The following is a 14711-nucleotide window of genomic DNA, read 5'->3' on the forward strand; positions in this document are numbered from 1 at the left end:
TCTCATCCGCCTCAACCGGCTTGCTTCACGCGCATGTACCATTCGACCAGCCGGCGAACCTGACGCTCGGTGTAGCCGCGCTCCACCATGCGTGCGACAAACTCGCCGTGCTTCTTCTCCGTCTCGCCGTCCTTCTTCGACCCGAACGAGATGACCGGAAGCAGGTCCTCGACCTGGGAGAATATCCGCTTTTCGATCACATCGCGAATCTTCTCGTAGGAGATCCAGGTCGGATTCTTGCCGCCGTTCTGGGCGCGCGACCGTAACGAGAATTTGACCACCTCGTTGCGGAAATCCTTCGGGTTGGCGATGCCCGCCGGCTTCTCGATCTTGGTCAGCTCCTGGTTCAAAAGCTCGCGATCAAGCAGCTGGCCGGTGTCGGCATCCTTGAAGTCCTGGTCCTCGATCCAGGCATCGGCGTAGTCGACGTAACGGTCGAACAGGTTCTGGCCGTAGTCCGAGTAGGATTCGAGATAAGCCTTCTGGATCTCGTTGCCGATGAACTCGGCATAGCGCGGCGCGAGGTCCGCCTTGATGAATTCGAGGTAGCGCTTCTCGACTTCCTCGGGCAGCTGCTCGCGCTTGATCGACTGCTCCAGCGCGTACATCAGGTGCACGGCATCGGCGGCGACTTCCTGCGGATCGTGGTTGAAGGTCGCAGCCAGGATCTTGAAGGCAAAGCGGGTGGACACGCCGTCCATGCCCTCGTCGACGCCGGCGGCGTCGCGGTATTCCTGCACGCTGCGCGCCTTCGGATCGGATTCCTTCAGGCTCTCGCCGTCGTAAACCCGCATCTTGGCGAACACGGTGGAGTTCTCGTGCTTGCGCAGGCGCGACATCACCGAGAACCGCGCCAGCGTCTCCAGCGTCGAGGGCGCGCACGGCGCGGCCGCGAGCTCGGAGCCCTGGATCAGCTTCTCGTAGATCTTCTGCTCCTCCGTGACCCGCAGGCAGTACGGCACCTTGATCACGCAGATGCGGTCGATGAAGGCCTCGTTGTTCTTGTTGGCCTTGAAGCTCGACCACTCCGCCTCGTTGGAGTGGGCGAGGATGACGCCGGTGAACGGGATCGCGCCGATATTCTCGGTGCCGATATAGTTGCCTTCCTGCGTTGCGGTGAGCAGCGGGTGCAGCATCTTGATCGGCGCCTTGAACATCTCGACGAACTCGAGCACGCCCTGGTTGGCGCGATTGAGGCCGCCGGAATAGCTGTAGGCGTCGGGATCGTTCTGGGCGTAGGTCTCGAGCTTGCGGATGTCGACCTTGCCGACCAGCGAGGAGATGTCCTGGTTGTTCTCGTCACCAGGCTCGGTCTTGGCGATGGCGATCTGACGCAGCCGCGACGGCTGGATCTTTGCGACACGAAACTGGGAAATGTCGCCGCCGAAAGCCTCGAGGCGCTTGTAGCACCACGGACTCATCAGGCCGGTGAGACGACGGCGCGGAATGCCGTATTTCTCTTCCAGCATCGGGCCGAGCTGCTCGGGATCGAACAGGCTGAGCGGGCTTTCGAACACCGGGCTGAGTTCGTCACCGGCTTTGAGCACGTAGATCGGATGCACTTCCATCAGCGATTTCAGCCGCTCGGCGAGCGAGGATTTGCCGCCGCCGACCGGGCCGAGCAGATAGAGGATCTGCTTGCGCTCTTCGAGCCCCTGTGCGGCGTGTCGGAAGAAACCGACGATGCGCTCGATGGTTTCTTCCATGCCGTAGAAGCCGGCGAAGGCCGGATAGGTGCGGATGGTGCGATTCAAAAAGATACGGCCAAGGCGTGGGTCCTTGGCCGTGTCAATCGTCTGGGGCTCACCTATCGCCGCTAGTAGTCGTTCGGCCGCGTTCGCGTATTTCATGGGATCGCTTCGACACGATTCCAGGTATTCCGCCATCGACATGTCGTGCTGGCTTCTCGCCTCGAACGACTTTGCGAAAGCGTTGAATAGAGAATCGTTGTACATGATCCCTCTCCGCGTGAGTTCCGCTACACAACTGAAACTAAAGCAGCGACCGGACCGTTCCCTAGCGCCACTCTCGAATCAGCGTGAGCACATGACGATCATTCGACACCCGCAGGCCTTCACCACGCAACGCACAACGTAGGCATCGGGTGAGTTACGAACAGGCACCTGCCTGTTATTTATGCGAATCTATATCCGCAATTGCTAATTTCCAGCAAATGTCGCCTCGCCGCAACATCCGGGCGTTACCGGGTACAGGCCCATCCGGCAGCGCAGCATAGAAGCCGACCGGCGGCAGCTTTATGACGTTTGTGCGGCCAGGCTTTGCACGCCGTGATCGCGGTCTCGCCGCAATGCGGTGCGTGGATCACTGGCAGCATGACAGTCGCGGCAGGCGCGCAGCAAAGTGTCGAAATCCGTCGCCAGCCCCTCTGAGCGAATGACGATGCGGTCTGCCTGCGTCCTGCGCGAGGCGGCGCGGATCCAGCGGAGCTGCCGCTGTAAGGCCGGCGTCGGCGTCAGCACAATCGCCTTGTGGCCGCGGCATTCCTCAGCCGAAACATCCGCAATTGAATCCCACAGCAGAAATTCATTACCGATCCGGAGATCACGGATGCCGTCGGAGGTGACGATCACGACCGGTCCCCGCTCGGCCGGCAGCATCCAGATCAGCCAGCAGGTGATCGGACCCAACACCGCGACGCCGGCATAGCCGATCGCCCTGTCGTAGTCGCCGATGCCTCCCCACCAATCCAGGGCGAGGCTTGAATTCAAGACAAGGCTTGCGCAGAGCAGCGTCATCGCAAAGCTGGCCGCGACCAGCAGCCGCAGGCGCGTGGCGCATTGACCGATTTCGAGATCGTGAAATGCATCGATGCCCATCGCCGCAGCGGCCGAATGCGAATTGTCGGCGACGGCGAGCGCCGCACCATCAGGAATTGCGTGCATGCTTTCCCCCAGCATGGCCATTCGCGACCGAGCCAATGTTGCCTCAAGCGGGACCGGACTCCCCTGGCGACACTCCGCGACGCGACAGCTAAAACGACGCAAGACTATGCAACAGCACCTGGGCCGAACCGTCATGGACAATAAGTTTAATAATGCCAATCCACCGCCGCCGCCTGGATCGTCATGATCGCGACGGAGTTAGACTGAGACTATGACGCCAATGCCCTTGATTGGTTCCCTCCCGGGAGCATGTAAGCTACAGGATAGCGCGTCAGGACCGGCGCGGAAACCCCTCGCCCGCAGGCTTGGAGATAAATAAACCTCATGAATCCCGTCAAAGAACTGGAAAAGCACGGACAAGCCGTCTGGCTGGACTTCCTGGCCCGCGGCTTCATCGCCAAGGGCGATTTGAAGCGGCTGATCGACACCGACGGCGTCAAGGGCGTCACCTCGAACCCGTCGATTTTCGAGAAGGCGATCGGCAACTCGGACGAATACGACGCCCCGATCGGCAAGGCGCTGAAGCGCGGCGACCGCACCGTCGCCGACCTGTTCGAAGCCGTCGCCGTCGAGGACATCCAGCACGCCGCCGACGTGCTCCGCCCGGTCTATGACAGACTCAGGGGAGGCGACGGCTATGTCAGCCTGGAGGTCTCGCCCTATCTGGCGATGGACACCGCCGGCTCGATCGCGGAGGCGCGCCGGCTCTGGAAGGACGTCAACCGCAAGAACCTGATGGTGAAGGTGCCGGCGACGCCGGAGGGCCTGCCGGCGATCGAAACGCTGATCGGCGACGGCATCAGCATCAACATCACGCTGCTGTTCTCGAAGGCGGTCTATCTCGAGGTCGCCGAAGCCTATCTCGCCGGGCTGGAAAAACATGTCGCCGGTGGCGGCGATCCCTCGCATGTCGCGAGCGTGGCGAGCTTCTTCGTCAGCCGCATCGACTCCGTGGTGGACAAGCAGCTCGACGAGAAGATCGCGCGCGCCAACGATCCGAGCGAAAAGGACCGCCTTGCTGCGCTCAAAGGCAAGGTTGCGATCGCCAATGCCAAGGTCGCCTATCAGGACTACAAGCGCCTGTTCTCGGGCCCGCGCTGGGACAAGCTCGCGGCCAAAGGCGCCAAGCCGCAGCGCATGCTGTGGGCCTCGACCGGCACCAAGAACAAGGATTACAGCGACGTCCTCTATGTCGAGGAATTGATCGGCCCCGACACCATCAACACGATGCCACCGGCGACGCTGGACGCGTTCCGCGACCACGGCAAGCCGCGCGACAGTCTGGAGGAGAACGTCGACGACGCCCGCCGCGTGCTGGACGAGCTGGAGCGTTCCGGCGTCTCGCTCGACGCGATCACCGAGGAGCTCGTCAAGGACGGCGTCAAGCAGTTCGCCGATGCCGCCGACAAGCTCTACGGCGCGGTCGCCCACAAGCGCGCCACCGTGCTGGGGCCCGCGATCGACCGCCAGCAGCTCTCGCTCGGCGACGGGCTCGGCAAAGCTGTGGCCAAGAGCACCGAGGAATGGCGCGCGTCGGCGAAAATCCGCCGGCTGTGGCAACGCGACAAGTCGGTCTGGACCGGGACGGACGAGGACAAATGGCTGGGCTGGCTCGACAGCGCGGCCAAGGCCGACCTCGCCGATTACGAAGATTACGCCAACCGCGTGAAGGGCCAGAAATTCTCCGACGCGGTCGTGCTCGGGATGGGCGGATCGAGCCTCGGACCCGAGGTGCTGGCCGAGACCTTCGCGCGCAAGTCCGGCTTCCCGAAGCTGCACGTGCTGGATTCCACCGATCCGGCGCAGGTACGGGCGATGGAGGCCAAGATCGACATCGCCAACACCGTATTTATCGTCTCCAGCAAGTCCGGCGGCACCACCGAGCCGAACGCCATGAAGGATTATTTCCATGAGCGCGTCGCGCAGGCGGTCGGCCCGAAGGTCGAGACCGGCTATCGCTTCATCGCGGTGACCGATCCCGGCTCGTCGCTGGAGAAAGCCGCGAAGAAGCTGAACTATGCCCGCATCTTCCACGGCAAGCCCTCGATCGGCGGACGCTATTCGGTGCTGTCGCCGTTCGGCCTGGTGCCGGCGGCAACGGCCGGCATCGACGTCAAGACCCTGATCAGGCACGCGCTCTCGATGGCCCGCTCCTGCGGGCCGGACGTGCCGCCGTCGGAAAATCCGGGCGTGCAGCTCGGGCTTGCCATGGGGCTCGCCGGCCTTGAGGGCCGCGACAAGGTGACGATCCTGTCGTCGAAGAAGATCGCCGATTTCGGCGCATGGGCCGAGCAGCTCATCGCGGAATCGACCGGCAAGGAGGGCAAGGGCCTGATTCCGATTGCCGGCGAGCCGCTGGGCGCCCCCTCGCTCTACGGCAACGACCGCTTCTTCATCGACATCCGCACCGAGGGCGAGGCGGACGCCGCCCATGACTCGGCGCTCGCCGCCATCGAGGCAGCCGGCCATCCCGTCGTGCGCATCGTGATGAAGTCGATCGACCATCTCGGCCAGGAGTTCTTCCGCTTCGAGATGGCAACGGCTGTCGCAGGCTCGATCCTCGGCATCAACCCGTTCGACCAGCCCGACGTCGAAGCCGCCAAGATCAAGACCCGCGAACTGACGACCGCGTATGAGAAGACCGGCGCGCTCCCGGACGAGCAGCCGGTGGTCAGCACCGCGGAGGCCGATCTCTACACCGACAAGGCCAACGCCGCGGCGTTGCGTGCCGCCGGCGCCAATGGCGATCTCACCTCCTGGCTGAAGGCGCATCTCTCGCGCTCCAGCAGCGGCGATTATGTCGCCCTGCTCGGCTATATCGCGCGCGACAAGGCCACCATCGACGCACTCCAGACCATGCGGCTGGAAGTGCGCGAGAAGCGTCACGTCGCCACCTGCGCCGAGTTCGGCCCGCGATTCCTGCACTCCACCGGCCAGGCCTACAAGGGCGGACCCGACAGCGGCGTGTTCCTCCAGATCACCGCCGATGATGCCAAGGATCTTCCGGTGCCGGGCCAGAAGGCGAGCTTTGGCGTGATCAAGGCGGCGCAGGCGCGCGGCGATTTCGACGTGCTCACCGAGCGCGGCCGGCGCGCGCTTCGGGTGCACCTGAAGGGCGGGCTCAAGAAAGGTCTCGCGGCGCTCAACGCCGCACTCACGAACGCGCTGAACTAAGGGAATATCTCAAATGCAACTCGGCATGATCGGCCTCGGCCGGATGGGCGGCAACATCGTTCGCCGGCTGATGCGCCACGGCCATACGACCGTGGTCTATGACAAGGACGCCAAGGCAGTTGCCGGCCTAGCGGCAGAGGGCGCGCAGGGCTCGGCGACGCTGGAAGAGTTCATCGCCAAACTGGAACGGCCGCGCACGGCCTGGGTGATGCTGCCTGCGGGACGCATCACCGAGACGACGATCGACACCATCGCGGGCGTGATGCAGGACGGCGATGTCATCATCGACGGCGGCAACACCTTCTGGCAGGACGACGTCCGCCGCGGCAAGGCGCTGAAGGAGCGCGGCATCCACTATGTCGACGTCGGCACCTCCGGCGGCGTGTGGGGGCTCGAGCGCGGCTATTGCATGATGATCGGCGGCGAGAAGCCGGTGGTCGACCGGCTCGATCCGATCTTCGCCGCGCTCGCCCCCGGCGCCGGCGACATTCCGCGCACCGAGGGACGCGACGGGCGCGATCCCCGGATCGAGCAGGGCTACATCCATGCAGGTCCCGTGGGCGCCGGGCATTTCGTCAAGATGATCCACAACGGCATCGAATACGGCCTGATGCAGGCCTATGCCGAAGGTTTCGACATCCTCAAGAACGCCAGCATCGAGGCCTTGCCCGCGGATCACCGCTACGATTTCGACCTCGCCGACATCGCCGAAGTCTGGCGGCGCGGCAGCGTGATCCCGTCCTGGCTGCTCGATCTCACCTCGACCGCGCTCGCCGACAGCCCGGCGCTGGCGGAATATTCCGGGTTTGTCGAGGATTCCGGCGAGGGACGCTGGACCGTGAATGCAGCGATTGACGAAGCCGTGCCGGCCGAAGTTCTGACCGCGGCACTCTACGCACGTTTCCGTTCCCGCAAGGAACACACCTTCGCCGAAAAAATTCTCTCCGCGATGCGCGCGGGTTTTGGCGGCCACAAGGAGCCGAAGCAGCCGGACGCCGCGAAGCCAAAGTAGAAACAACAAAGCGAAGGCCGAACATTCGTGACAAAAGACCCGCAGCCCAAGCGCAAGCCGGAAAATTGCGCCTTCGTCATCTTTGGCGTGACCGGAGACCTGACCCATCGGCTGGTGATGCCCTCGCTCTACAATCTGGCGGCCGAGAACATGCTGCCGGAGAAGTTCTGCGTTGTCGGCGTCGCTCGTAAGCGCCAGTCCGATGACGAACTGCGCGACAGCCTGATGCAGGGCCTGCGCGAGTTCGCCACCCGCCCGGTCGACGATGTCGTCGCAAAGCAGCTGCTGCAATGCGTGACCTTCGTCGAGGCGGATGCGAAGGATCCGCCGTCCTTCGACCGCCTGCGCGCACATCTGGATACGCTCGAATGCGCGGAAGGTACCGGCGGCAACCGGCTGTTCTATCTGGCGACGCCGCCGGTCGCGTTCGCGCCGACGGCGCGCGAGCTCGGTCGCACGGGCATGATGAAGGAGAATGGCGCCTGGCGACGGCTGGTGATCGAAAAGCCGTTCGGTACCGATCTTGTCTCGGCGCGCGCGCTGAACGCCGAACTCTTGAAGATCATGGACGAGCACCAGATCTACCGGATCGATCATTATCTCGGCAAGGAGACGGTGCAGAACATCCTGGTGCTGCGCTTTGCCAACGGCATGTTCGAGCCGATCTGGAATCGCAACCATATCGACCACATCCAGATCACGGTCGAGGAGAAGCTCGGCGTCGGCCATCGCGGCGGCTTCTACGATGCCACCGGGGCATTGCGCGACATGGTGCCGAACCATCTGTTCCAGCTGATGTCGCTGGTGGCGATGGAGCCCCCCGCCCGCTTTGACGCCCATTCGGTGCGCTCCGAGAAGGCCGAGGTTCTGACCGCAATCCAACAGCCGAATGCGGAGGAAGCGCTCAAGAGCTCGGTTCGCGCGCAATATCTCGCCGGCCGGATCGGCGACGACGAGATCCCGGACTATCGCAAGACCGAGGACGTGAAACCGGGCAGCACCACCGAGACCTTTGTCGCGCTCAAACTGATGATCGACAATTGGCGCTGGGCCGGCGTGCCGTTCTATCTGCGCACCGGCAAGGCGCTGGCTCACAAGCGCACGGAGGTCGCGATCAAGTTCAAGCAGGCGCCGCTGTCGATGTTCACGGGCACGGCGGTCGATCGCCTCTCGCAGAACTTCCTCACCATCGGCATTGCGCCGACCGAGACCATCGAGCTGCAGTTCAACGCCAAGATCCCGGGGCCGAGCATCACCATCGACGGCGTCGAGATGAAATTCCGCTACGGCGATTATTTCCGCGCCGATCCGTCGACCGGCTACGAGACGCTGATCTACGACTGCATGATCGGCGACAACATCCTGTTCCAGCGCGCCGACGGCATCGAGGCCGGGTGGCAGGCGGTGCAGCCGTTCCTGGACGCCTGGAAGCAGGCCGGCACCAATGGCATCGAGACCTATCCGGCCGGCAGCGAGGGCCCGACCTGCGCCGACGAGTTGCTTCGGCGCGACGGCCGAAGCTGGCGGAAATTCACGTGATGGATACGACCGGCCAGCCCAAGCTGATCGTCGTGGCCGACGCCGAGGCCCTCGCCTGTGCAGCCGCCGCACGGGTGATGGCGCGGACTTCCGGCAATCCCGGCCGCATCGCGATCTGTCTCACCGGTGGCTCCAGCCCCAGGAAGCTCTATCAGTTGCTCGGCAGCGATGAGTATCGCGGCCAGATCCCATGGGATCGGGTGCACTGGTTCATCGGCGACGAGCGCTTCGTGCCTTCGAGCGATCCCCTCAACAACATGGCGATCGCGCGCGCGACCTTTCTCGATCGCAGCGCGCCCTCCAGCCATATCCACCCGATCCCGACCACTGCCGAAAATCCCGATCGCAGCGCCGAGGCCTATGCGCGCGAATTGCAGGCCTTCTACGGCTCGGACCAACTCGATCCGGCGCGGCCGCTGTTCGACATGGTTTTGATGGGCGTAGGTCCCGACGGCCACACCGCTTCACTTTTCCCGGGCTATCCCGCGGTGGAGGAGACCGAGCGCTGGGTCGTCGGCGTGCCCAAGGCCAATGTCGCGCCCTTCGTGCCACGGGTCTCGCTCACCTTGCCCGCGCTGGCGTCCTGCCGCGAAATGCTGTTCGAGATTGCCGGGCATGACAAGCAGCCGATCTTGACGCGCCTCCTCAATGGCGAGACTCTGCCGGCCGTACGCGCGCGCTCGAATGGTGAGACCGTCTGGCTGGTCGACCAGGCCGCGCTTCCGGAGGGAATTCGTGGCGGGCGCTAAAGCACCTTGTGCGTTGATTGTGATGGGCGTGTCGGGCTCGGGCAAGAGCACCATTGCAGAATTGCTCGGCAAACGTCTCGGTTGGCGCTTCGAGGACGGCGACAGCTTTCATCCAGCCAGCAATGTCGAGAAGATGAGGGCCGGCCATCCGCTCACCGACGAGGACCGCTGGCCATGGCTCAATGCCATCGCCGACGAGATCGCGCGGGTGTGCGACAAAGGCGAGCACGTCATCATCGCCTGCTCGGCGCTGAAGCACGCTTATCGCGACGTGCTGCTGCGCGGTCGCAACGACGTCCGCTTCATCTTCCTGAAAGGCACGCAGGAGCTGATCGCCGACCGGCTCGCGCACCGCAAGGGCCATTTCATGCCGCCCGGGCTGCTGACCAGCCAGTTCAACACGCTGGAGCCGCCGGAGGCGAGCGAGCACGTCATCACGGCATCGATCGACGAATCCGTCGAGGCGATCGTGGACGGCATCGTGCGACAGTTGAAATTGGCCGGCACGACCGCTGAGGCCACAAAACCCAAGGTCTTGCCATGACGCAAATCTCACTCGTGGTGTCCGACGTCGACGGCACGCTGTTGACCAAGGACAAGACGCTGACCGACCGCGCAAAAAGCGCGGTCCAGCGGCTGCACAAGGCCGGCATCGGCTTCACCATCACCTCCAGTCGCCCCGCCATCGGCATGCGTTTCCTGATCGAGCCGCTCGCGCTGTGGCTGCCGGTCGGCCCGTTCAACGGGTCCTCGATCATCGATCCCGAGATGAACCCGGTGGAGCAGCACCTGATCCCGCAGGCCTCCGCCGAGCGCTCATTGAAGATCCTCAGGGAATACGGCGCCGATGTCTGGGTATTTACCGCCGATCAATGGCTGATCGACAATCCCAACGGCAGCTACGTCGCCCACGAGCAGCACACGATAAGGGCCGATCCAACCACCGTCACGAATTTTTCGCCCTACCTCGCGACGGCCTGCAAGATCGTCGGCGCGAGTGCGGATGCGCCAGGCCTGGAGCGTTGCGAGAAAGTCATGCAGGAGGCGCTCGGCAGGCAGGCGACCGCGGTCCGGTCGCAGACCTACTATCTCGACATCACACCGCCGGGCTTCGACAAGGGCACCTTCGTCCAAGCAATGGCCAAGCGCCTGGGCATCGCCACCGACGCCGTCGCCACCATCGGGGACATGCAGAATGACCTCGCCATGTTCCGCGTCAGCGGCATGTCGGTCGCGATGGGTAATGCCGCCGACAACGTCAAGGAGCAAGCCACCAACGTCACTGCGACGAATGAACAGGACGGTTTTGCCGAGGCAATCGAGATGATCCTGAAGCGAAACGGGGTGGGTTGAGCTTGATGGTATCAAAGTACGCCGCTGGTACTTCACCTCTCCCCGATGGGGAGAGGTGACAGGCGCACCTCGCTGCATTTGATCGAAATCAATTGCGCTCTACTTCGATCGCTGCATCGCCGGCTTCTCGCTGCCGTGCCGGGCCGCCGAGAGATTATGGGCCGTATTAACCAGCGCGATATGGGTCAGTGCTTGCGGGAAATTGCCGGTCTGGCGACGCGCCACGGAATCGTATTCCTCGGCCAGTAGCCCGACATCGTTCGCGAGCCCCGCGACCCGGTCGAACAACACCTGCGCCTTCTCGAGATCACCTGACAGCACATGGGCATCGGCCAGCCACAGGCTGCAGGCCAGGAATGCGCCCTCGACCGGCTGCGTCTCCCCCGATACCTCGCGTGGATCGTGCCGGAGGACGAAGCCGTTGCGGATCAGGTGCTTTTCGACGGCCGCGATGGTGCCACGAATGCGCGGATCGGATGGGGGCAGAAAGCCGACCGCCGGGAGCAGCAGCAAACTGGCATCGAGCAGCTTCGAGCCGTAGGACTCGACGAAGGCATTCTCTGCCGCGTCAAACCCCTTGTTGCAGACCTCGCGATGGATCGCGTCGCGCAAGGTACGCCAGTGCAGCAACGGCGCCTTGAAGCCAAACGTCTCGGCGCTCTTGATGCCGCGGTCGAAGGCGACCCAGGTCATCACCTTGGAAAAGACATAGTGCCTCGGCTGTCCGCGCCGCTCCCAGATGCCGTGGTCGGGATGGTCCCAGACCTCCGCCAGATGGTTGAGCACGGCGCATTCCAGCGCCCAGCTTTCATGGTCAAGCTTCAGCTTTGCCATCCGCGACTGGTGGAACGCGTCGATCAATTCGCCGTAAACGTCGAGCTGGAGCTGCGCATGCGCGGCATTGCCGACGCGTACCGGCTGCGCACCCTCATAGCCGTCGAGCCAGCCCGCTTCCCATTCCAGCAGCCGGCGCTGTCCCCAGATGCCGTACATGATCTGCATGTTCGCCGGCGCGCCGGCCACCGCGCGCAACAGCCAATTGTGCCAGGCCAAGGCTTCCTCGGTGTAGCCCGAGTTCATCAACGCCAGCAGCGTGAAAGTGGCGTCGCGCAGCCAGCAGAAGCGATAATCCCAGTTTCTGGCGCCCCCGAGCTTTTCCGGCAACGACGTGGTCGGCGCGGCCACGATGCCGCCGGTCGGGGCAAAGGTCAGCGCTTTCAGCGTGATCAGAGAGCGCAGGATGAGATCGCGATAGGCGCCGTCGCGGGTGCAGCGACTGCACCAGTCGTCCCAGAATTTCTCGGTTTCCCGGAGCGCAATCTCCGGATCGATCGGCTCAGGCGGATCGAGGTGCGAAGGGCCATAGGTCAGAACGAACGGTACGGTCTCCCCGGCCGCGACCTCGAATTCGGCGACCGTTGTGAAATCCTCGCCGCGGGTCTTGGCCGGCGTCCGCAGCACCGTCATGTCCTGGCCGGCGATCGCCAGCAGCGCCCCATGCTCGCCGCGGCGCACCCAGGGAATGTCGGCGCCGAAACCGAAGCGGATGATGAGCTGCATCCGCATCTTGACCTTGCCGCTGACGCCCCGGACCAGCCGCACGATATCGGACGCCTTGCCGCGCGGCGGCATGAAGTCGACCAGTGCGACGGTGCCGCTCTTGGTCTCGAAGCGCGTTTCGAGAATGAGGGTGTTGCCGAGATAACGGCGCGAGGTGCCCGTGATGTCCCCGGTCGGCGTAATCCGCCAGCAACCGTTCCTGGACCCGCCGAGGATTGCCGCGAAGCAGGCGTCGGAATCGAAGGCCGGCCAGCACAGCCAGTCGATCGAGCCGTTGCGCCCGACCAGCGCTGCGGTCTCGCAGTCTCCGATCAGCGCATAGTCCTCGATCCTCTGAGACAATGTTCGCGAACCCAAGAAATCCCCGCCCAATCAACTCCCGCCGGGCAAGGAACGTTCCCGCGTCGCGGCCTTCAAAGCCGCGAGATCGATCTTGGCGGCGATCTTGTCGAGCGCAACCGGCAGGCGCTGGCGCCAGTTCGGGTGCTCGTCGATGGTGCCGGGGATGTTGGGCTGGTCGATCACGCCGAGCAGATCCTCCAGCGAGACCGCCAACAGCCGCGACGGCGTGCGCGACAGGAAGGCGAGCACCGAATAGACGTCGTTGGCATGAATGCCGTTCTGGCCCAGGATCTCGTCGAGCATCCCGAGCGCATCCCAGCGTGCCTGCTCGTTCTCGCCGGGGTCGAGCCCGAGCGAGCGCTTCATCTTGAGATCGCTGAACGAGCGCCAGCCGGCATAGGTCGACAAATCGTGCGTGTTCAGCGTCACCAGCGCGTTCGGCCGGTAATAGTCGCTGTTGCGGAAACGGCCGGCATTGTCGCGCTCGAACATCATGACAAGATATGACCAGATGCCGAAGTCCTGCATGGTCTCGCGAAATCCCTCCGGCACGGTGCCGAGATCCTCGCCGATGACGATGCATTTGTGCGCTGCGCTCTCCCGCGCCACCGCGCCAAGCAGCGCCTCGAACGGCATCTCCACATAGGCGCCGTTGTCCGGCTTGAAGCCGCGCGGCACCAGGTAAAGCCGTTTCAGCCCCAGCACGTGATCGAGACGGATCGCGCCGGCGTGCCGCATCGAGGCGGCCAGCATGTCGGCGAACGGCACAAACGACTGGGCTTCGAGGCCACCCGCATTGAAGCCGGCGAGCCCCCAATCCTGGCCGACGGTGTTGAGCACGTCGGGCGGCGCGCCGACGGCGAGATGGCGCGAGATCGCCATCTGCTCGTTCCAGGCGTCGAAGCCGTTGGACTGCACGCCAACGGCGACATCGAGATAGAGCCCGACCCGCATGCCGAGCTCAACGGCGAGCTCCTTTGCCGCTTGCAACTGCGCATCAGCGGTCCATTGCACGAATTCGACGAATTCGACGTCGCGCTTGGCGCGACCGCTACGCAGCTCGGCGCATTTGGTCTCGTCCGGCTGCTGCCATTCCGGCGGCCATTCCCACCACGGAGCATTGAAACGATGCCGCAACACTTCGAAGCAGGCGAAACGCGACAACAGCGGCGCGCGGGCAGCGCGGAAGGCGTCAAACTGATTGCGACGGACACCGCTTGCCTTTGTCACGAAGCTGTCAAAGGCGGCGCGCAGGCCCAGCCATTTCAATGCCGCCATGTCGGCATAGGGGACACGATCGCCCTCACGCAGCCGCGCGGCGGTCGTGGCCGCATCGGGGATGAGATCTGCCGAAAATTCCGGGATCGCCTCGACGTCGATATAGAGCGGATTGAGAAACAGCCGGCTGTTCGGCGAATAGGGGCTGCAATCGCTGGGCTGGTCGTCGAACAGCACATGCAGCGGGTTGAGCCCGACGCCATCCGCGCCGAGCTGCTTTGCGAGCCGGACGAGACCGGCGAGATCAGTGAAATCGCCGATGCCCCAATTGCGATTGGAGCGGACGCTGTAGAGCTGGACCGCGAGCAGCCAGCCACGGTCGAAATCGCCGCCAAAGGCGCGCTCGGGCGCCACGATCATCGGCACCTCTTCGGTCACGCCGGCAGCATCTGTCAGCGTCAACCGGTGGTAACCGAGCGGCAGCGCGGCCGGCCAGGCCAGCACCGGCTCGCGGGTCTCGCCTTGCGCAATCAAATTGCCGTTGCCGGTCACTTTCCATCGCAGCGGCGCAGTGCCGGTGGTGACCAGCTCGGTGCGCGGATTTGCCAGCGCCCGGACCACGACCGGCCCGCTGACGAAGCGGTAGACCCGCTTCTCCGGCAGGGCATCCAGGATGGTTTTGAGGGCCACGGGATCGGTGACCCTCAGCTTTCCGAGGGCATCGACGAATTCAGACTGAACGCCCTTGATCCGGGCTTGAGCTAAAAGATCCATTCGGCACGCGGTTTGCAGGCCATCAATCGGCCGGGGGCATCGATTTTGACGAGGTTGCGGAAGACGTTAGTCAGGGTTAACTCGCAA

The 14711-nt window shown here is 63.9% G+C and carries 10 protein-coding genes; 6 read left to right on the forward strand and 4 right to left on the reverse strand.

Features of this window, described 5'->3' with window-relative positions; translation table 11 throughout:
• Positions 1-11 precede the first annotated feature (11 nt).
• Both AC0L2O_RS06625 and AC0L2O_RS06630 read right to left on the reverse strand, forming a co-directional pair.
• Positions 12-1955 carry a PrkA family serine protein kinase gene (locus AC0L2O_RS06625; protein WP_369721608.1) on the reverse strand — a complete coding sequence of 648 codons (1944 nt, stop codon included), beginning with the start codon at positions 1953-1955 and terminating at the stop codon, positions 12-14.
• A 300-nt stretch (positions 1956-2255) separates the two neighbouring features.
• Positions 2256-2924, reverse strand: coding sequence for an STM3941 family protein (locus AC0L2O_RS06630; protein WP_473369263.1), 669 nt, complete (start codon positions 2922-2924; stop codon positions 2256-2258).
• A gap of 303 nt (positions 2925-3227) precedes the next feature.
• Between AC0L2O_RS06630 and AC0L2O_RS06635 the strand changes: the two genes are divergently transcribed.
• From AC0L2O_RS06635 to AC0L2O_RS06660, 6 genes are read left to right on the forward strand one after another with little or no spacing between them, the layout of a single operon-like run.
• Positions 3228-6077 carry a bifunctional transaldolase/phosoglucose isomerase gene (locus AC0L2O_RS06635; RefSeq protein WP_473369128.1) on the forward strand — a complete coding sequence of 950 codons (2850 nt, stop codon included), beginning with the start codon at positions 3228-3230 and terminating at the stop codon, positions 6075-6077.
• Positions 6078-6090: 13 nt separating this feature from the next.
• Positions 6091-7089, forward strand: a complete 999-nt coding sequence (gene gnd / locus AC0L2O_RS06640; RefSeq protein ID WP_473369129.1) for a phosphogluconate dehydrogenase (NAD(+)-dependent, decarboxylating) — start codon at positions 6091-6093, stop codon at positions 7087-7089.
• A gap of 27 nt (positions 7090-7116) precedes the next feature.
• Positions 7117-8628 carry a glucose-6-phosphate dehydrogenase gene (gene zwf / locus AC0L2O_RS06645; RefSeq protein WP_473369130.1) on the forward strand — a complete coding sequence of 504 codons (1512 nt, stop codon included), beginning with the start codon at positions 7117-7119 and terminating at the stop codon, positions 8626-8628.
• The gene (gene pgl / locus AC0L2O_RS06650) at positions 8628-9377 is read left to right on the forward strand and encodes a 6-phosphogluconolactonase (RefSeq protein WP_473369264.1); all 750 of its coding nucleotides are present in this window, start codon (positions 8628-8630) and stop codon (positions 9375-9377) included. Before zwf ends, pgl begins: the two co-directional genes overlap by 1 nt.
• A complete protein-coding gene (locus AC0L2O_RS06655; RefSeq protein ID WP_473369131.1) occupies positions 9364-9921 on the forward strand; it encodes a gluconokinase in 558 nt (185 codons plus the stop codon). Before pgl ends, AC0L2O_RS06655 begins: the two co-directional genes overlap by 14 nt.
• A complete protein-coding gene (locus AC0L2O_RS06660; protein ID WP_473369132.1) occupies positions 9918-10730 on the forward strand; it encodes an HAD family hydrolase in 813 nt (270 codons plus the stop codon). The genes AC0L2O_RS06655 and AC0L2O_RS06660 overlap by 4 nt, the downstream gene beginning before the upstream one ends.
• Before the next feature lie 99 nt (positions 10731-10829).
• Here AC0L2O_RS06660 and AC0L2O_RS06665 read toward each other — a convergent pair whose 3' ends face one another.
• On the reverse strand, positions 10830-12632 hold the full coding sequence (locus tag AC0L2O_RS06665) for a glycoside hydrolase family 15 protein (protein ID WP_473369133.1): 1803 nt from the start codon (positions 12630-12632) through the stop codon (positions 10830-10832).
• A gap of 30 nt (positions 12633-12662) precedes the next feature.
• Positions 12663-14624 carry a 4-alpha-glucanotransferase gene (gene malQ, locus AC0L2O_RS06670; RefSeq protein ID WP_473369134.1) on the reverse strand — a complete coding sequence of 654 codons (1962 nt, stop codon included), beginning with the start codon at positions 14622-14624 and terminating at the stop codon, positions 12663-12665.
• Positions 14625-14711 lie beyond the last annotated feature (87 nt).

This window comes from Bradyrhizobium sp. Kon10 (assembly GCF_055807395.1).

Bases quoted from the DNA above. Each gene is read 5' to 3' on its own strand.
- AC0L2O_RS06635 (WP_473369128.1), top strand. From the start codon at position 3,228: ATGAATCCCGTCAAAGAACTGGAAAAGCACGGACAAGCCGTCTGGCTG.
- malQ (WP_473369134.1), bottom strand. From the start codon at position 14,624: ATGGATCTTTTAGCTCAAGCCCGGATCAAGGGCGTTCAGTCTGAATTC.
- pgl (WP_473369264.1), top strand. From the start codon at position 8,628: ATGGATACGACCGGCCAGCCCAAGCTGATCGTCGTGGCCGACGCCGAG.
- AC0L2O_RS06660 (WP_473369132.1), top strand. From the start codon at position 9,918: ATGACGCAAATCTCACTCGTGGTGTCCGACGTCGACGGCACGCTGTTG.
- AC0L2O_RS06630 (WP_473369263.1), bottom strand. From the start codon at position 2,924: ATGGCCATGCTGGGGGAAAGCATGCACGCAATTCCTGATGGTGCGGCG.
- gnd (WP_473369129.1), top strand. From the start codon at position 6,091: ATGCAACTCGGCATGATCGGCCTCGGCCGGATGGGCGGCAACATCGTT.
- AC0L2O_RS06625 (WP_369721608.1), bottom strand. From the start codon at position 1,955: ATGTACAACGATTCTCTATTCAACGCTTTCGCAAAGTCGTTCGAGGCG.